Source organism: Kitasatospora sp. NPDC004799, from assembly GCF_040609095.1.
GTDB lineage: Bacteria > Actinomycetota > Actinomycetes > Streptomycetales > Streptomycetaceae > Kitasatospora.
Genome location: NZ_JBEXJK010000156.1, coordinates 1 through 17,884, shown reverse-complemented (window position 1 = coordinate 17,884; position 17,884 = coordinate 1). Strand labels below are relative to the sequence as shown.

At 70.9% G+C, this 17,884-nt stretch carries 15 protein-coding genes; 7 read left to right on the top strand and 8 right to left on the bottom strand.

Annotated elements, in window-relative coordinates:
• Positions 1–165: 165 nt before the first annotated feature.
• From ABZW03_RS20570 to ABZW03_RS20535, 8 genes are all read right to left on the bottom strand, one after another.
• Positions 166–1,443, bottom strand: a complete 1,278-nt coding sequence (locus ABZW03_RS20570; protein WP_355259995.1) for a thymidine phosphorylase — start codon at positions 1,441–1,443, stop codon at positions 166–168.
• Positions 1,444–1,539: 96 nt separating this feature from the next.
• On the bottom strand, positions 1,540–1,950 hold the full coding sequence (locus tag ABZW03_RS20565; RefSeq protein WP_355259992.1) for a cytidine deaminase: 411 nt from the start codon (positions 1,948–1,950) through the stop codon (positions 1,540–1,542).
• Positions 1,947–3,212, bottom strand: coding sequence for an ABC transporter permease (locus tag ABZW03_RS20560; protein WP_355259989.1), 1,266 nt, complete (start codon positions 3,210–3,212; stop codon positions 1,947–1,949). The genes ABZW03_RS20565 and ABZW03_RS20560 overlap by 4 nt, the downstream gene beginning before the upstream one ends.
• Positions 3,209–4,369, bottom strand: coding sequence for an ABC transporter permease (locus ABZW03_RS20555; protein ID WP_355259986.1), 1,161 nt, complete (start codon positions 4,367–4,369; stop codon positions 3,209–3,211). Before ABZW03_RS20555 ends, ABZW03_RS20560 begins: the two co-directional genes overlap by 4 nt.
• Positions 4,370–4,373: 4 nt before the next feature.
• Positions 4,374–6,038, bottom strand: coding sequence for an ABC transporter ATP-binding protein (locus ABZW03_RS20550; protein WP_355259998.1), 1,665 nt, complete (start codon positions 6,036–6,038; stop codon positions 4,374–4,376).
• Between the two features lie 210 nt (positions 6,039–6,248).
• Complete coding sequence (locus ABZW03_RS20545) at positions 6,249–7,310, bottom strand: BMP family ABC transporter substrate-binding protein (protein WP_355259983.1); 1,062 nt, start codon at positions 7,308–7,310, stop codon at positions 6,249–6,251.
• Positions 7,311–7,581: 271 nt separating this feature from the next.
• Positions 7,582–8,835, bottom strand: a complete 1,254-nt coding sequence (locus ABZW03_RS20540; RefSeq protein ID WP_355259979.1) for an amidohydrolase — start codon at positions 8,833–8,835, stop codon at positions 7,582–7,584.
• Positions 8,836–9,047: 212 nt separating this feature from the next.
• On the bottom strand, positions 9,048–10,637 hold the full coding sequence (locus ABZW03_RS20535; RefSeq protein WP_355259976.1) for a methylmalonyl-CoA mutase family protein: 1,590 nt from the start codon (positions 10,635–10,637) through the stop codon (positions 9,048–9,050).
• A gap of 144 nt (positions 10,638–10,781) precedes the next feature.
• On the opposite strand from ABZW03_RS20535, the gene ABZW03_RS20530 reads away from it, so the two are divergent.
• From ABZW03_RS20530 to ABZW03_RS20500, 7 genes are all read left to right on the top strand, one after another.
• Positions 10,782–11,522 carry an SDR family oxidoreductase gene (locus ABZW03_RS20530; protein WP_355259973.1) on the top strand — a complete coding sequence of 247 codons (741 nt, stop codon included), beginning with the start codon at positions 10,782–10,784 and terminating at the stop codon, positions 11,520–11,522.
• A 71-nt stretch (positions 11,523–11,593) separates the two neighbouring features.
• The gene (locus ABZW03_RS20525; RefSeq protein ID WP_355259970.1) at positions 11,594–13,243 is read left to right on the top strand and encodes an alpha/beta hydrolase; all 1,650 of its coding nucleotides are present in this window, start codon (positions 11,594–11,596) and stop codon (positions 13,241–13,243) included.
• Between the two features lie 252 nt (positions 13,244–13,495).
• Positions 13,496–13,981, top strand: a complete 486-nt coding sequence (locus ABZW03_RS20520; protein ID WP_355259968.1) for a 2-oxo-4-hydroxy-4-carboxy-5-ureidoimidazoline decarboxylase — start codon at positions 13,496–13,498, stop codon at positions 13,979–13,981.
• 380 nt (positions 13,982–14,361) lie between these two features.
• On the top strand, positions 14,362–14,742 hold the full coding sequence (gene sdhC, locus ABZW03_RS20515; RefSeq protein WP_033332398.1) for a succinate dehydrogenase, cytochrome b556 subunit: 381 nt from the start codon (positions 14,362–14,364) through the stop codon (positions 14,740–14,742).
• A gap of 8 nt (positions 14,743–14,750) precedes the next feature.
• Positions 14,751–15,242, top strand: coding sequence for a succinate dehydrogenase, hydrophobic membrane anchor protein (gene sdhD, locus ABZW03_RS20510; RefSeq protein ID WP_316523753.1), 492 nt, complete (start codon positions 14,751–14,753; stop codon positions 15,240–15,242).
• A 51-nt stretch (positions 15,243–15,293) separates the two neighbouring features.
• Positions 15,294–17,036, top strand: coding sequence for a succinate dehydrogenase flavoprotein subunit (sdhA, locus tag ABZW03_RS20505; protein WP_355259964.1), 1,743 nt, complete (start codon positions 15,294–15,296; stop codon positions 17,034–17,036).
• Positions 17,036–17,809 carry a succinate dehydrogenase iron-sulfur subunit gene (locus ABZW03_RS20500; protein WP_224277932.1) on the top strand — a complete coding sequence of 258 codons (774 nt, stop codon included), beginning with the start codon at positions 17,036–17,038 and terminating at the stop codon, positions 17,807–17,809. Before sdhA ends, ABZW03_RS20500 begins: the two co-directional genes overlap by 1 nt.
• The last annotated feature ends 75 nt before the right edge of the window (positions 17,810–17,884 follow it).

The window sequence follows — 17,884 nt, the reverse complement described above, 5'->3', positions numbered from 1 at the left end:
GACGCCAGCACCAAGCCCGGAACAGCCACTACAAACGACGAGGCCACAGCCCGAAAACCGAAGCCTCATCACGCTAAGCACCGTTGCAGTACTAGGCCCTGGCCGACCTGATGCGTCGAGCCGCCCACCGGTAGGCACCGGTGGGCGGCTCGATCGGTTCCGTCCTCAGGCGATGCGGTCCAGCACGATCGGGTTCGGGGTGAACGCCGTACCCGCCGGGGCGACCTCGATGCCGCCGGCCAGGGCCTCGACGGCGTAGTCGAAGCGCTCCGGGGTGTCGGTGTGCAGGGTCAGCAGGGGCTGGCCGGCCACCACGGTGTCGCCGGGCTTGGCGTGCATCTCGACGCCGGCGCCGGCCTGGACCGGGTCCTCCTTGCGGGCGCGGCCGGCGCCCAGGCGCCAGGCGCAGACGCCGACGGCGTAGGCGTCCAGCGCGGTGAGCACGCCGGAGGCGGGCGCCGGGATGACGTGCTGCTCGCGGGCGACCGGGAGCGGGGCGTCGACGTCGCCGCCCTGGGCGGCGATCATGCGGCGCCAGTGGTCCATCGCGGAGCCGTCGCGCAGCGCGTCCGCCGGGTCCTTGCCGTGCACGCCGGCCGCGGCGAGCATCTCGCGGGCGAGCGCGAGGGTCAGCTCCACGACGTCGGCCGGGCCGCCGCCCGCCAGCACCTCGACGGACTCCCGGACCTCCAGCGCGTTGCCCGCGGTGAGGCCGAGCGGGGTGGACATGTCGGTGAGCAGGGCGACGGTGTTGACCCCGGCGGTGGTTCCCAGGCCGACCATGGTGCGGGCGAGTTCGCGGGCGTCGTCGATGTTCTTCATGAACGCGCCGGAGCCGACCTTGACGTCCAGGACCAGCGCGCCGGTGCCCTCGGCGATCTTCTTCGACATGATCGAGGAGGCGATCAGCGGGATGGCCTCGACGGTGCCGGTGACGTCGCGCAGCGCGTACAGCTTCTTGTCGGCCGGCGCGAGGCCGTCGCCCGCCGCGCAGATGACCGCGCCCGCGTCGCGCAGCACGTCCATCATCTCCTCGTTGGAGAGCAGGGCGCGCCAGCCGGTGATGGACTCCAGCTTGTCCAGGGTGCCGCCGGTGTGGCCGAGGCCGCGGCCGGACAGCTGCGGGACGGCGGCGCCGCACGCGGCGACCAGCGGGGCGAGCGGCAGGGTGATCTTGTCGCCGACGCCGCCGGTGGAGTGCTTGTCGCTGGTGGGCAGCGGCAGCGAGGAGAAGTCCATCCGGACGCCGGAGCGGATCATGGCGTCGGTCCAGCGGCTGATCTCGCGCGGCTGCATCCCGTTCAGCAGGATCGCCATCGCCAGGGCGGACATCTGCTCGTCGGCGACCTCGCCACGGGTGTACGCGTCGATGACCCAGTCGATCTGAGCGTCGCTCAGCTCTCCGCGATCGCGCTTGGTCCTGATGACGGAGATGGCGTCCATGCGTGCTCCAAGAGGGGTTTCAAAAGCGAAGAGTGTCGCGAGATGACCGGGTTCCGGCCCACTCGCGACACTCTACGCGCGTAACAGAAAGGGATGCTAGAGCCGCTCCGGCCCGAACGCGTCGGGCAGGACCTCGCTCATCGGCTTCACGCCCGAGGCCAGTTCGACCAGCAGCTCCGGCCCGCCGTGCTCGTACAGCAGCTGGCGGCAGCGCCCGCACGGCATCAGCAGTTCGCCGGCGCCGTCCACGCAGGTGAAGGCGACCAGCCGGCCGCCGCCGGAGGAGTGCAGCGCGGACACCAGCCCGCACTCGGCGCACAGCCCCAGCCCGTACGAGGCGTTCTCGACGTTGCAGCCGGTGACCACCCGCCCGTCGTCCACCAGCGCGGCCGCGCCGACCGGGAACCTGCTGTACGGCGCGTACGCGCGGCCCATGGCCTCGCGCGCCGCCGAGCGCAGCAGCTCCCAGTCGACCGCGGACGGCGCCGGCGGCACCGGGGCGGTCACTTGCCCTGGCCCTTGCGGTAGATCTGCCCGTCCGCCTTCGGCATCCGCAGCCGTTGCGAGGCGAGCGAGAGCACCACCAGGGTGATCAGGTACGGCGTGGCGACGATCAGCGGGCGCTGCACCTCGTCGGTGAGCGCGTACCAGGCGATCAGGCCGCCGGCCACCACGAAGGTGACCGCCGACGAGGTGTACTTGCGGCGGTACAGGTGCCAGAGCGCGAGCAGGACCATCGCGATGCCGACGATCAGGATCAGCACGTGCACCGACTCCGGGTCGCGCAGCTGGAGGCTGTCGGTGAAGCCGAACAGGCCGGCGCCGACGGCGAGCCCGCCGGGCATCCAGTTGCCGAAGATCATCGCGGCGAGGCCGATGAAGCCGCGGCCGAGGGTCTGGCCGTCCTTGTAGAAGTGCGCCGCGACCAGCGAGAGGTACGCACCGCCGAGGCCGGCGAAGGCACCGGAGGCGACGACCGCGAGGTACTTGTACTTGTAGACGTTGACGCCCAGCGACTCGGCGGCGGTGGGGTTCTCACCGCAGGAGCGCAGCCGCAGGCCGAACACCGTGCGCCAGAGCGCGAAGTAGCTGGCCACGATCAGCGCGCCGGCCAGTAGCACGACCACCGAGATGTTGGTGACCAGGCCGCCGAGCACGCCCGCGACGTCCGAGACGAAGAACCAGTGGTGGTTCTCGATGCTCTTCAGCCCGGAGGACAGGCCCGGGATCGTGATGTACGGCAGCGGGTCCGCCGGCGGGGACTGGTTCTGGCCGGCACCGGCCGAGACGTAGTCCTTGTAGTAGATCCGGTTGACGTACGCGCAGATGCCGGGGATCAGCAGGTTGATGCCGACGCCGGAGACGATGTGGTCGACGCCGAAGGTGACGGTGACGACCGCGTGCAGCAGGCCGCCGAGCGCCCCGCCCAGCATGCCGGCCAGCAGGCCGACCCACGGGTTGACCAGGTAGCCCGCCCAGGCGCCGCAGAACGTGCCGGCGACCATCATGCCTTCGAGACCGATGTTGACCACGCCGGCCCGCTCGGACCAGAGACCGCCCAGACCGGCCATGCCGATCGGCACGGCGGCGCCGAGCGCGGCGGTGACCTGCCCGGAGGAGGTCAGCGAGTGGTTGCCGGTGGCCATGCCCACGGCGGCGAACAGGACCAGGGCACCCGCGATCAGCAGGAGCACCACCGGCCAGGACAGCTTGCGCTTCTTCGCGGGTGCGCCCGGCGCCTTCGGACGAGCAGCGGTTGCGGTACTCATGCGGACACCTCCTTCTTGTCGTTGGCCGCGGCGGCCTGGGCGGCGAGCTGGGCGCCGACCTTCTGCTGCTGGCGCTTCAGGCCGTAGCGGCGCACCAGCTCGTACGCGACGACGACGCAGATGACGATGGTGCCCTTCATGACGTCGACGATCTCGAAGGGGAAGCCGCCCTGGAGCGGCAGCACCGAGCCGGTGACGTCCAGGAAGGCGAACAGCAGCGCCGCGAAGGCGATGCCGATCGGGCTGTTCCGGCCGAGCAGGGCGATCGAGATGCCCAGGAAGCCCAGGCCGGGCTGGAAGCTCTGGCCGAAGTAGTGCGAGTTCTGCAGCAGTTCGGGCAGGCCGATCAGACCGGCGATCGCGCCGGAGACGGCCATCGAGATGACCACCATGCGCTTGACGTTCACGCCGGAGGCGGTCGCGGCGGACTCCGAGCGGCCGGTGGCGCGCAGGTCGAAGCCGAAGCGGGTGCGGGTCAGCACGAACTGGAAGACCACGCCGACCAGGGCCGCGACGAAGATGAAGCCCCAGAGCGTGCCGCCGGCGGTCTCCAGCGCGAAGAAGTGGCTGGACTCCGAGATCGGCTCGGTCTGGATCGAGTTGGTGGTGCCGCTGGTCTTCGGCGCGAAGATGCCGGGGACGAGCAGCAGACCGATGATCGCGGTGGCGATCGAGTTCAGCATGATGGTCGAGATGACCTCGCTGACGCCGCGGTAGACCTTCAGCAGACCGGCGACGCTCGCGTACAGACCGCCGACCAGCATGGCGGTGATCAGCAGCAGCGGGATCTGGAGGAAGGCCGGCAGGTCCAGCTGGGCGCCGACGAAGGCCGCGAACAGCGCCGCGACCTTGTACTGGCCCTCGACGCCGATGTTGAACAGGTTCATCCGGAACCCGAACGCGGCGGCCGCGGCGGCCAGGTAGTAGGTGGTGGACCGGTTGAGGATGCCCACCTGGCCGTCCGACTTGCTGGCGTACGTGATCATCACGTTCCAGGCGTCGAACGGGTTCTTGCCCGAGGTCGCGAGCAGGACGGAGCAGATCGCCACGGAGAGCACGACCGCGAGCACCGGCGCCGCCAGTGCCAGCACGATCCGCTCGCCGCTGAACCGCTGCGCCAGGCCGGGCTTCGCGGCGGCGGGGTTGGGACTGGTCATGTGGTTACTCCCCCGCCTGCGGGTCGTCGGCGGCGTCGGTGTGGGGGTGCTCGGCCTCGGCCTCGGTGCCCTCGGCCGCGGCGGCCTGCGCCTCGGCGACGGCCTCCGGCTCGGACTCCAGGTGGCCGCTGGCGGCACCGGTCATCGCGGTGCCGAGGTCCTCGGCGGTGACGGTGGCCGGGTCGGCGTCGGCGACCAGGCGGCCGCGGTAGATGACCCGGATGGTGTCGGAGAGGCCGATCAGCTCGTCCAGGTCGGCCGAGATCAGCAGCACGGCCAGGCCGGCCCGCTGGGCGACCCGGATGTGCTCCCAGATCTGCGCCTGCGCGCCGACGTCCACACCGCGGGTGGGGTGGGCCGCGATCAGCAGCTTGGGCTGGTGGCTCATCTCGCGGCCGATGATCAGCTTCTGCTGGTTGCCGCCGGAGAGCGAGGCCGCGGTGACCTCGATGCCGGGGGTGCGGACGTCGTACTCCTCGACGATCCGCCAGGTGTCCGTACGGGCGGCGGACGGGTCGAGCAGCAGGCCCTTGGAGTTGGGCTCCTCGGTGACGTGGCCGAGGATGCGGTTCTCCCAGAGCGGGGCCTCCAGCAGCAGGCCGTGCTTGTGGCGGTCCTCGGGGATGTAGCCGATGCCGGCCTCGCGGCGGGCCCGGGTCTGGGCGCCGGAGAGGTCCTTGCCGTCCAGGGTGACGGTGCCGGCGTTCAGCGGCAGCATGCCCATGATGGCCTCGACCAGCTCGGCCTGGCCGTTGCCCTCGACACCGGCGATGCCGAGGATCTCGCCCTTGTGGATGCGCAGCGAGATGTCGTCCAGGACGACGCGCTCGATGCCCTCGGCGTCGGTCTTGGCGATCCGCAGGCCGTCGACGTCGAGCATCACGGTGTCGGTGACGGTCGACTCGCGGCTCTCCGGGGAGGGCAGTTCGGCGCCGACCATCAGCTCGGCGAGCTGACGGGCCGTGACGGCCTTCGGGTCGGCGTCGCCGACCGTGGTGCCGCGCCGGATGACGCTGATCGCGTCGGCCACCGCGAGCACCTCGTGCAGCTTGTGCGAGATGAAGATGACGGTGACGCCCTCGGACTTGAGCTCGCGCAGGTTGTCGAACAGCGCGTCGACCTCCTGCGGGACCAGCACGGCCGTGGGCTCGTCCAGGATCAGGATCTTGGCGCCGCGGTACAGCACCTTGAGGATCTCGACGCGCTGGCGGTCGGCGACGCCGAGGTCCTCGACCAGGGCGTCCGGGCGCACGCCCAGGCCGTACTGGTCGGAGATCTCCTTGATCTTCGCCTTGGCCTTGGCGCCGATGCCGTGGAGCTTCTCGCCGCCGAGGACGACGTTCTCCCACACCGTGAGGTTGTCGGCGAGCATGAAGTGCTGGTGCACCATGCCGACGCCGCGGGAGATGGCGTCGCCGGGGGTGTTGAACTCGCACAGCTCGCCGTTGATCGCGATGGTGCCCTCGTCCGGCTTCTGCATGCCGTAGAGGATCTTCATCAGCGTCGACTTGCCGGCGCCGTTCTCACCCATCAGGGCGTGCACGGTGCCGGTGCGGACGGTGAGGTTGATGTCGTGGTTGGCCACGACACCCGGGAAGCGCTTGGTGATGCCGCGCAGTTCGACGGCCGGTGTCGCCGTCCCCGCGCTGGGGGTGCCGTCCTCGCGCAGGGGGACGGGGTCGGATGCGGTGATGGCGATCTCCTGGTGGTCTGGAGGCGCGTCGTTGCGCTGGGAGGGCCAAGGGGGAACGTGGGGAGACGGAACGGGGCCCGGGGGTACGCGTTGAGCGCACCCTGCCGGGCCCCTCCCGTGAACTGTGTGGTGACATCGCGCTGCCGGGCAGGCGGCAGGCGCTGCGGCGTCCGGGACGCGCGGTCCTTACTGAGCGGCCGGCGCGGTCGGGATGGTGGTGGCGCCGGACGTGATCGAGTCCGTGGCGGCCTTCAGCTTGTCCTGGATGTCGTCGATCTTGCCGCCGGTGGTGGCGAGCGAGACGCCCTTGGCCTTCAGGTCGAACAGCTTGACGCCGGTCGGGCTCTGGCCCTGCTTGATCGACTCGATGTACGAGTACACCGCGGTGTCGACGTTCTTGACCATCGAGGTCATGATGCTGCCCTTGTACTTCGCCAGGGCCGGCTGGTTGGCCTGGTCGGAGTCGACACCGATGGCCATGGCGCCCGCCTTGTTGGCGACGGCCTCGATGGCGCCGTTGCCGGAGGAGCCGGCAGCGGTGTAGATGACGTCCGCGCCCTTGTCGAGCTGGCCCTGCGCGGCCTCCTTGCCCTTGTCGGGCGAGGAGAAGCCGGTGAAGTCCGGCGGCGTGGTCAGGTAGGTCTTCTCGATCACGATGTTCGGGTCGGCGAACTTGGCGCCCGCCACGTAGCCGGCCTCGAACTTCTTGATCAGCTCGGACTGCACACCGCCGATGAAGCCGATGTGGTGGCTCTTCGACTTGGCCGCCGCGGCGACACCGGCCAGGTACGAGCCCTCCTGCTCGGCGAAGAGCAGCGAGGTGACGTTGGCCGGCTGGTCCTTGTCGTTCGAGTCGATGATCGCGAACTTGACGCCCGGGTTGTCCTTGGCGACCTTGTTGACCGCCGGCTGGTAGACGAAGCCGACCGCGATGATCGTCTTGTAACCCGCGTCGATCAGGTTCTTGAGGCGGGTCTCCTTGTCGGCCTCGGCCTCGCCCTGCTTGGCCTCGGCCTCGGTCACGGAGACGCCCAGCTCGGACTTGGCCCGGTCGAGACCGCGCGCGGCGGAGTCGTTGAACGACTGGTCGCCACGGCCGCCGATGTCGTAGGCCATGCCGACCTTGATCGAGCCGTCGCCCGAGCCGGAGGAGGAGGTGTCGGTGCTCTTTGCGCCGCAAGCGGCGAGCGAGGCCATGCCCAGGGAACCCGAGAGCACAACCGCGGCGAGCTTCATTGAACGGCGCAAGGGGATATCTCCTTCTACACGCAACCGTTTGGCGTGGTCGGACGCCACCGTAACGCGCGTAGAACACGGTTGTGTTACGGGGTGCCGGAGCATTCGGGTTGTTATCAAACCGTGGTCTGATGCTCGTCCCGAGGCTCTATCCCGTGCGCGGACGGTGATCCGGGGTCGGTCCGGCCCAGTTTACGGAACGGTTCCGGAACCCCCGGCTCCGACCGCTCCGCCCCGTGTCGGCCGCACCGCCCCGGCTCCGCCGCCGGCTGCCGCCGCGCCGTCAGCTGCCGTCCGCCTCCAGGGCCAGCGCCGAGAACAGCTCCACACCGACGCCGATCGCCCGTTCGTCCACGTCGAACCGGCCCTGGTGCAGGTCGCGGACGGTGGCGTCGCCGGGGGCGCGCACGCCCAGCCGGGCCAGGGCGCCCGGGGCGTGCTCCAGGTACCAGGAGAAGTCCTCACCGCCCAGGCTCTGCTCGGTGCCCTCCACCACCACGGCGCCGTCCCGGCCGAAACGGGCGTGCATGGTCTCGTCCAGGCGGGTGACCGAGACCGCCTCGTTGACCACCGGCGGCACCCCGCGGTGGTAGTCCAGCGTCCACTTGGCCCGGTAGGTCTCGGCCAGCTTGGCGATCAGCTCGTGCAGCAGGTCCGGCGCCTCGCGCCAGCCGTCCAGCTCCAGGCAGCGGACGGTGCCCTCCAGTTCGGCGTGCTGCGGGATGACGTTGGGCGCGGAGCCGGAGGCGATCCGCCCCCAGACCAGGCTGACGCCCCAGCGCGGGTCCATCCGGCGGGCCAGCGCGCCCGGGAGCTCGGCGGCCATCCGGGCGACGGCGGTGACCAGGTCGGTGGTCAGGTGCGGACGGGCGGTGTGCCCGCCGGGGCCGTCCAGGTGGAGCACCAGCCGGTCGCAGGCCGAGGTGATCGCCCCGACCCGCAGGGCGATCCGGCCGACCTCCACCTTCGGGTCGCAGTGCACCGCGTAGATCCGCCCGACGCCCGTCATCCCGCCGGCCTTGATGACGTCCAGCGCGCCGCCCGGCATGACCTCCTCGGCGGGCTGGAACACCAGCCGGACGGGGCGGCGCAGTTCGCCGGTCCGGGCGGCCTCGGCCAGCACCAGGCCGGTGCCGAGCAGCACCGAGGTGTGCACGTCGTGGCCGCAGGCGTGGGCCCGGCCGGGAACGGAGGAGCGGTACGGCACATCGGTCTTGGCGTCGTCGATCGGCAGCGCGTCGATGTCGGCGCGGAAGGCCAGGAACTCCGTCCCCGGGGCGGTGCCGGGCGGGACGATGTCGACGAGCATCCCGGTGCCGCCGGGCAGCACCCGGGGTTCGAGGCCGGCGGCCACCAGCCGGTCGCGCAGCAGCCCGGTGGTTCGGAACTCCTGGCGGCCCAGCTCCGGGTGCCGGTGCAGATCACGACGGAAGGCGATCAGCTCGGGCTCCAGCGCCCGTACCCGGTCGCGCAGATCGGCGGCGGGGCGTGCGACGGCGAGAGTGGTGCCCGACTGAGCGGGCTCAGGACGGTTCATCTCGCCAATCGTAGGCCTGTTGGGGGGATTTGGCCCGACTTCCGGAAAATTAGTCTCCGGATGGGTGCATACCGGCCGGACTCGTGGGTATGACATCTTGTTTCAGCCGCCTTCCCCGGGTTGCGTGCCCTGTGCAACGATCACCCCGGTCGGCGGTCACGGCCGCCACTCCCCCGACGACACCGGCGGGTTGACGGCCGTTCAGCGGGACGTCAGAAGCGCTCCACCGGGGTGTACGTCCCCCACACCCCGCGCAGCGCGTCGCAGACCTCGCCGACGGTGGCCCGGGCGGCCAGCGCCTCCTTCATCGGGTACAGCACGTTCCCCGTCCCCTCGGCGGTGCGGCGCAGCGCGTCCAGGGTCCGGGTGACGGCGCCGGCCGAGCGCTCGGCCCGCAGCCGGGCCAGCCGCCGCGCCTGCCGCCGCTCGATCGCCGGGTCCACCCGCAGCGGCTGGTACGGCTCCTCCGTGTCCGACCGGAAGCGGTTGACGCCGACCACGGTCCGCTCCCCGGCGTCGGTCTCCTGCTGGAGCCGGTAGGCGGTGCGCTCGATCTCGCCCTTCTGGAAGCCCCGTTCGATCGCGGCCACCGCTCCGCCCTGCTCCTCGATCCGGTCCATCAGCGCCCGCGCGGCGGCCTCCACCTCGTCGGTGAGCGACTCGACGGCGTAGGAGCCCGCGAACGGGTCCACGGTGGCGGTCACGTCGGTCTCGTACGCGAGCACCTGCTGGGTGCGCAGGGCGAGCCGGGCCGCCTTCTCGGTGGGCAGCGCGATCGCCTCGTCGAAGCCGTTGGTGTGCAGCGACTGGGTGCCGCCGAGCACCGCGGCGAGCGCCTGGACGGTGACCCGGGCCAGGTTGACCTCGGGCTGCTGGGCGGTGAGCTGCACTCCGGCGGTCTGGGTGTGGAAGCGCAGCATCTGCGAGCGCGGGTCCCGGGCGCCGAATCCGTCCCGCATGATTCTGGCCCAAATCCTGCGGGCGGCACGGAACTTGGCCACTTCCTCCAGCAGTGTCGTGCGGGCCACGAAGAAGAACGAGAGCCGGGGCGCGAAGTCGTCCACGGCCATCCCGGCGGCGAGCGCGGTCCGGACGTAGGCGATGCCGTTGGCCAGGGTGAAGGCGATCTCCTGCGCGGGATCGGCCCCGGCCTCGGCCATGTGGTAGCCGGAGATGGAGATGGTGTTCCAGCGCGGGATCTCGGCCCGGCAGTACCGGAACATGTCGGCGACCAGCCGCAGCGAGGGCTGCGGCGGGAAGATGTAGGTGCCGCGGGCGATGTACTCCTTCAGCACGTCGTTCTGAACCGTGCCGGTGAGCGCCGCGGGCGCCACCCCCTGGGCCTCGCCGACCAGTTGGTAGAGGAGCAGGAGCAGGGCGGCGGGCGCGTTGATGGTCATCGAGGTGGACACCTCGCCGAGCGGGATGCCGTCGAACAGCACCGCCATGTCCTCGACGTCGTCCACCGCCACGCCCACCCTGCCGACCTCCCCGGCGGCGAGCGGCGCGTCCGAGTCGTAGCCCATCTGGGTGGGCAGGTCGAAGGCGACCGAGAGGCCGGTGCCGCCGCCGGCGATCAGCTGCCGGTAGCGGGCGTTGGACTCGGCGGCGGTGCCGAAGCCCGCGTACTGGCGCATCGTCCAGGGGCGGCCGGTGTACATCGTCGGATAGACGCCCCGGGTGTACGGGTACTCCCCCGGCCGGCCCAGGCGGGTGCCGGCGTCCCAGCCGGCCAGCGACTCGGGGCCGTACAGCGGCTCGATCCCGAAGCCCGACTCGGCGCGGCGCGGCTCGGCTGCCATGGGGTGCCTCCTGCGGAACTGGGAGAGCGGAACCGGGAGAGGGGTCCTCGCGGTGTCTCGCAATGTAGGGCCTGACCGGCCCGCCGCGGCGGCGACGCGGTTGAGATGATCGGGTGAACGACCGACCAGCCCCAGGGAGTGGCAATGACCGAGCAGAAGGTGGCCGTGGTCACCGGTGCCAGCAGCGGAATCGGCGCGGCGACCGCCCGCCGGCTGGCCGCCGAGGGCTTCGACGTGGTGCTGACCGCCCGCCGCACCGAGCGGATCGAGGCGCTGGCCAAGGAGATCGGCGGCCGCGCCCACACCCTGGACGTCACCGACCGGGCCGCCGTGGACGCCTTCGCGGCCGAGGTGGGCCGGGTGGACGTCCTGGTGAACAACGCCGGCGGCGCGATCGGCGCCGAGACCGTCGAGCACGGCGACCCGGCCGACTGGCGGGCCATGTACGAGGTGAACGTGCTCGGCGTGCTGCACGTGACGCAGGCCCTGCTGCCGGCCCTGCGGGCCACCGGCGACGGCACGGTGCTGGTGCTCTCCTCGACCGCCGCGCTGGCCGCGTACGAGGGCGGCGGCGGGTACGTCGCCGCCAAGCACGCCGCGCACACCATCGCCGCCACGCTGCGGCTGGAGCTGTGCGGGGAGCCGATCCGGGTGATCGAGATCGCGCCCGGCATGGTGAAGTCCGAGGGCTTCGCGGTCACCCGCTTCCGCGGCGACGAGGAGAAGGCCGCCGCGGTCTACGCGGGCGTGGCCGAGCCGCTCACCTCGGAGGACATCGCGGACACCGTGGCCTGGGCGGTCACCCGGCCCTCGCACGTGAACATCGACCTGCTGGTGGTCCGCCCCCGGGCGCAGGCCGCCAACCACAAGGTCCACCGCGGCTGAGCCGGGCCCGGCGGGCGGCCCCGGACGGGGGCCATGATCAACACGTCGCACCCCAGTGGTACACACGTGCGATGAGAACCTTCCGGGCCGCCCGCCCACGGGTCCTGCTGACCGCCCTGGCGGCAGGCACCCTGCTCCTCGCCTCCGCCTGCGACGACGCCGCCGAGCCGGCCCAGGACCAGGCCGCCGGCACCGCCGCACCCGCCGCCGCGGCCCCCGCCGCAGCCCCGACCCCGACGCCCAGGCCCACCGGCGAGGCCGACCCGGCGCTCAAGCCCTTCTACGGCCAGCAGATCGCCTGGGCGGACTGCCCGGCCGACCCGCAGGCCCAGAAGGCCAAGATCGACATATCCGGCATGCGGTGCGGCAGGCTGCACGTCCCGCTGGACTACGCCGCCCCCGCCGCCGACGCGCTCGACATCGCGCTGATCAAGTACCCGGCGGCCGAGCCGGGCCGGCGGATCGGCTCGCTGATGGTCAACCCCGGCGGCCCCGGCGAGTCCGGCGTCGGGATGGTCAAGTTCGGCGCCGAGCAGTTCGCCGGCCCCCTGCACGACCGCTTCGACGTGATCGGCTTCGACCCCCGCGGCACCGGCGACAGCTCCCCGGTCGTCTGCTACGACGACAAGCAGCACGACGCCCTCAACCAGACCGACGCCCCGCTCGACCCGGCCGCCCGCAAGGCCGAGCGCGTCAAGCAGTCCACCGAGCACGCCGCCGCCTGCCAGGCCAGGTCCGGCAAGCTGCTGCCCTTCGTCGGCACCCGCAACACCGCCCGCGACCTGGACGTGCTGCGCGCCGCGGTCGGCGACAAGCAGCTCAACTACCTCGGGATCTCCTACGGGACGTACCTCGGCGCGCTCTACGCCGAGGAGTTCCCGAAGAACACCGGCCGGCTGATCCTGGACGGCGCGGTCGACCCCGGCCAGGACCGGCTGGACCACGGGGTCGACCAGCAGATCGGCTTCGAGAAGTCCTTCGAGCGCTTCGCCGCCGACTGCGTGGAGAACCACGCCGACACCTGCCCGCTCGGCAAGGACAAGACCAAGGCCGCGAAGAAGGCCGCCGACTTCCTCGACGGCCTGTACGACCACCCGCTGACCGCCAAGGACGGCCGCAAGCTCGGCCGCGACCAGGCCTGGACCGGCACCGTCTCGCTGCTCTACGGCGACGAGAAGACCTCCTGGGAGTACCTGCGCGCCTCCCTCGGCTGGGCCATGGTCCGCGGCAAGGGCGACTACCTGCTGGCCTTCGCCGACGACTACAACGGCCGGGACGAGAACGGCCACTACAGCCCGGTGGACGAGGCCAACGCCGCGATCGGCTGCGCCGACGCCGTCCGCCCCGCGCCCACCCCGGAGCACGCCAGGGCCGCCGTGGACCGGCTGCTCGCCGAGGCGCCGCTGCTGTCCAGGGGCGTCACGGTGGACGACTACACCGAGCCCGGCTGCGCCGACTGGCCGTTCAAGACGCCGGAGAAGCCGCACACCGTCCGGGCCGAGGGCAGCGCGCCGATCCTGGTGGTCGGCACCACCGGCGACCCGGCCACCCCGTACGCCTCGGCCGAGGCGCTGGCCAAGGGCTTCGCCAACGCCACCCTGCTCACCCGGGTCGGCGAGGGGCACGGTGCCTTCGGCAAGGGCAACACCTGCGTCGACCAGGCCATGGCGGCCTACCTGACCGAGGGCACGATGCCGGCCGCGGGAACCCGCTGCAGCTGACGCCCAGGTGTCAACGTCACAACTTGATAGCTCGTCCGGATGAATTCGGCGCGCGGCCTCCCCAACTGATGACGGCTCAACTACCTTTGAGGCGCAGCCCGACCGGCGCCCGCGCGCCCCTCGGCAGCCCCTCTTCCACCTGTTCACCACCCCACTTCACCGGCACCTTCCCGCCCTCACGAGGAGGACCCGCTGGCCAGCGACATCCCGTCACAGCGGCTCGACGTCAGAACAGAGCCGACCCTCCTCGGGTTGCACCGCTTCAACGAAGCCGACGCCGGCGCCGCCGAGGAGGCCCTGCTGGCCTGCTGCGGCAGCCGTCGCTGGGCCCTGCGCCTCACCGCGCACCGGCCCTACCCCGACATCGAGTCCCTGCTGGCCGCCGCCAGCGAGGCCTCCTACGACCTCCGCCCGACCGACCTCGCCGAGGCGCTGGCGGACGAGAGCTGGATGCCGCAGCCACTGCTCGGCATGCGGGCTCCGGGCAGCCAGGCCGCGCACACCGCGCTGCGGGCGGCGCACGCCGCGTACGAGGCCCGGTTCGGGCACGTGTTCGTGGTCTGCCTGGAGCGGGTCGCCCCGGAGGAGATGCTCGACACCGTGCTCTCCTCCATCCGCACCCGGCTCGCCAACGACCCGGACGAGGAGCGGCTGATCGCGGCCGACGAGCTCCGCCGGATCGCCCTCACCCGCCTGGAGCACCTGGTCGCCACCCACACGGAGGCCGCGGCGCGCTGAACGGATGTCACACCCCCTGTTTCACCCGTCCGGGTGGCCCCACCCGGGAATCCGCCCGGACGGGTGAAACAGGAGCATCGCCGAACCCGAACCACCCCCGCATCCGGTCCGCCACCGCGTCCGGAGCACCGCCGAACCCCGGCCACCGCGCCCCGCGCCCCCCGGTGCGGGGCGCGAGCATGCCGTCACCCATCGTGGTGACACCCGGTTTGGTTCCCGCTCCACTAGGCCAGAAGTGCCTGATTGATCACACCTGGGGCCCCCGGAGGCGGTTCGCGAGAAGGCGTCGATAGGATGCTGGCGGCCGGTGGACCGTACCCGGCCGGGCTGACCGACACCGAAGCCGGCCGAGCCCCCAATCGCTTCCGGAGGGTTTTTCCGTGCCGGCTGGAACGCTGTACCGCGGCCGGGAAGGCATGTGGAGCTGGGTGGCTCATCGAGTCACCGGCGTCCTCATCTTCTTCTTCCTGTTCGCCCACGTCCTGGACACCGCCCTCGTGCGAGTGTCGCCGGAGTCCTACGACACCGTCATCCAGACGTACAAGACTCCGCTCGTGAACCTGATGGAGTACGGCCTGGTCGCCGCCATCCTGTTCCACGCCCTCAACGGCCTGCGCGTCGTCGCGGTGGACTTCTGGTCCAAGGGCCCGAAGTACCAGAAGCAGATGCTCTGGACCGTCGTCGGCGTCTGGGTCGTCCTGATGGCCGGTTCCTTCTACGGGATCCTCCAGCACACGCTGATCTCCTGGTTCGGGAAGTGAGCCGAGACATGTCCACGGAAATCTCCGACGCCATCGTCGTCCCCTCGAAGCAGGCGCACACCGGCAAGGGACTGGGCACCGGCAACCCGGCCGACGCGTTCGTCATCGAGCCCCCGCGCAAGCGGACCAAGAAGACCCCGCGTCGCACCCGCACCAACTTCGAGATGCTGGCCTGGCTCTTCATGCGCCTGTCCGGCATCGTCCTGGTCGTGCTGATCCTCGGCCACCTGCTGATCATGCTGGTGCTCGACGGCGGCGTCTCCAAGATCGGCTTCGCCTTCGTGGCCGGCCGCTGGGCCTCGCCGTTCTGGCAGGGCTGGGACCTCCTGATGCTCTGGCTCGCCATGCTGCACGGCGCCAACGGCATGCGTCAGGTCATCAACGACTACGCCGAGAAGGACTCGACCCGGCTCTGGCTCAAGGGGCTCATGGGTACCGCCACGGTCTTCACCGTGCTGCTGGGCACCCTGGTGATCTTCACCTTCGACCCCAACATCTGAGCCGCGAGCACCATCGACCATCGGCAGAGGCCAGAGGCGAGTTAACCCCCCATGCAGATTCACCAGTACGACACCGTCATCGTCGGCGCCGGCGGCGCCGGCATGCGCGCGGCCATCGAGTCGACGCAGCGCAGCCGCACCGCCGTCCTGACCAAGCTCTACCCGACCCGGTCCCACACCGGCGCGGCCCAGGGCGGCATGTGCGCCGCCCTGGCCAACGTCGAAGAGGACAACTGGGAGTGGCACACCTTCGACACGGTCAAGGGTGGTGACTACCTGGTCGACCAGGACGCCGCCGAGATCATGTGCAAGGAGGCCATCGACGCCGTCCTCGACCTGGAGAAGATGGGTCTGCCCTTCTCCCGCACCGAGCAGGGCCGGATCGACCAGCGCCGCTTCGGCGGCCACTCCCGCAACCACGGCGAGGCCCCGGTCCGCCGCTCGTGCTACGCGGCCGACCGCACCGGCCACATGATCCTCCAGACGCTGTTCCAGAACTGCGTCAAGCACGGCGTCGAGTTCTTCAACGAGTTCTACGTCCTCGACCTGCTGATCAACGAGGGCAAGACGGCCGGCGTCGTCGCCTACGAGCTGGCCACCGGCGAGATCCACGTCTTCCAGGCCAAGTCGGTCGTGTTCGCCTCCGGCGGCACCGGCAAGTTCTTCAAGGTCTCCTCCAACGCCCACACCCTCACCGGTGACGGCCAGGCCCTGGTCTACCGCCGCGGCCTGCCGCTGGAGGACATGGAGTTCTTCCAGTTCCACCCGACGGGCATCTGGCGCATGGGCATCCTGCTCACCGAGGGCGCCCGCGGCGAGGGCGGCATCCTGCGCAACAAGGACGGCGAGCGCTTCATGGAGCGCTACGCCCCCGTCATGAAGGACCTCGCGTCCCGTGACGTCTGCTCCCGCGCGATCTACACCGAGATCCGCGAGGGCCGCGGCTGCGGTCCGGACGGCGACCACGTCTACCTGGACCTCACCCACCTGCCGCCGGAGCAGCTGGACGCCAAGCTGCCGGACATCACCGAGTTCGCGCGCACCTACCTCGGCATCGAGCCCTACACGGACCCGATCCCGATCCAGCCCACCGCGCACTACGCCATGGGCGGCATCCCGACCAACGTCGAGGGTGAGGTCCTGCGCAACAACACGGACGTCGTCCCGGGCCTGTACGCGGCCGGCGAGGTCGCCTGCGTGTCCGTGCACGGCGCCAACCGCCTGGGCACCAACTCGCTGCTGGACATCAACGTATTCGGCCGTCGCGCGGGCATCGCCGCCGCCGACTACGCCAACGCGAACGACTTCGTCCCGCTGCCGGAGTTCCCGGAGGAGAAGGTCCAGGCCCTGGTCGACGGCCTGCGCGAGTCCACCGGCACCGAGTCCGTGGGGCAGATCCGCAAGGAGCTGCAGGAGACCATGGACACCAACGCCATGGTCTACCGCACCGGCGCCACCCTGAAGCAGGCGGTCGAGGACATCGCCGCGCTGAAGGAGCGCTACAAGAACGTCTCCATCCAGGACAAGGGCTTCCGGTACAACACGGACCTGCTGGAGGCCGTCGAGCTGGGCAACCTGCTCGACCTGGCCGAGGTGCTGGCCGTCTCCGCGCTGGCCCGCGAGGAGTCCCGCGGCGGCCACTACCGCGAGGACTTCCCGACCCGTGACGACGTGAAGTTCATGCAGCACACCATGGCGTACCAGGAGGTGGCCGCCGACGGCACCACCTCCATCCGCCTTGACTACAAGCCGGTCGTCACGACCCGCTACCAGCCGATGGAGCGTAAGTACTGATGAGCACTCCGACCGTGGAGAAGCACTCGGCCGCTCTGGACGCGGTCGAAGCCGGTGCCGTCCAGCCGATCACCGTCACCTTCCGGATCCGCCGGTTCAACCCGGAGGAGCACCCGGACCCGGTGTGGGTGGACTACCAGCTGACGATGGACCCGAAGGAGCGCGTCCTGGACGCGCTCAACAAGATCAAGTGGGAGCAGGACGGCACCCTCACCTACCGCCGTTCCTGCGCGCACGGCATCTGCGGCTCCGACGCCATGCGGATCAACGGCCGCAACCGGCTGGCGTGCAAGACCCTGATCAAGGACGTCAACCCGGAGAAGCCGATCACGATCGAGGCCATCAAGGGCCTGACGGTCCTCAAGGACCTGGTCGTGGACATGGACCCGTTCTTCCAGGCGTACAAGGACGTCATGCCGTTCCTCATCACCAAGGGGAACGAGCCGACCCGCGAGCGCCTGCAGTCCGCCGAGGACCGCGAGCGCTTCGACGACACCACCAAGTGCATCCTGTGCGCCGCGTGCACGTCGTCCTGCCCGGTGTTCTGGAACGACGGCCAGTACTTCGGCCCGGCCGCCATCGTCAACGCGCACCGCTTCATCTTCGACTCGCGCGACGAGGGCGCCGAGCAGCGCCTGGAGATCCTCAACGACCGTGAGGGCGTGTGGCGCTGCCGCACCACCTTCAACTGCTCCGAGGCCTGCCCGCGCGGCATCGAGGTCACCAAGGCGATCCAGGAAGTGAAGCGGGCCCTGGTCACCCGCCGCTTCTGACCCCCGCCCGACAGCCCGGAGGCCCCCGGCCCGATGCTCCGCTCGGGGCGGGGGGCTCCGGGGGTGCCGGGGGCT

Excerpts from the sequence above, each read along its gene's own strand:
- sdhD (WP_316523753.1), top strand. The coding sequence starts at position 14,751 with ATGTCCACGGAAATCTCCGACGCCATCGTCGTCCCCTCGAAGCAGGCG.
- ABZW03_RS20555 (WP_355259986.1), bottom strand. The coding sequence starts at position 4,369 with ATGACCAGTCCCAACCCCGCCGCCGCGAAGCCCGGCCTGGCGCAGCGG.
- ABZW03_RS20535 (WP_355259976.1), bottom strand. The coding sequence starts at position 10,637 with ATGGCAGCCGAGCCGCGCCGCGCCGAGTCGGGCTTCGGGATCGAGCCG.
- ABZW03_RS20500 (WP_224277932.1), top strand. The coding sequence starts at position 17,036 with ATGAGCACTCCGACCGTGGAGAAGCACTCGGCCGCTCTGGACGCGGTC.
- sdhA (WP_355259964.1), top strand. The coding sequence starts at position 15,294 with ATGCAGATTCACCAGTACGACACCGTCATCGTCGGCGCCGGCGGCGCC.
- ABZW03_RS20540 (WP_355259979.1), bottom strand. The coding sequence starts at position 8,835 with ATGAACCGTCCTGAGCCCGCTCAGTCGGGCACCACTCTCGCCGTCGCA.
- ABZW03_RS20560 (WP_355259989.1), bottom strand. The coding sequence starts at position 3,212 with ATGAGTACCGCAACCGCTGCTCGTCCGAAGGCGCCGGGCGCACCCGCG.
- ABZW03_RS20570 (WP_355259995.1), bottom strand. The coding sequence starts at position 1,443 with ATGGACGCCATCTCCGTCATCAGGACCAAGCGCGATCGCGGAGAGCTG.
- ABZW03_RS20530 (WP_355259973.1), top strand. The coding sequence starts at position 10,782 with ATGACCGAGCAGAAGGTGGCCGTGGTCACCGGTGCCAGCAGCGGAATC.
- ABZW03_RS20525 (WP_355259970.1), top strand. The coding sequence starts at position 11,594 with ATGAGAACCTTCCGGGCCGCCCGCCCACGGGTCCTGCTGACCGCCCTG.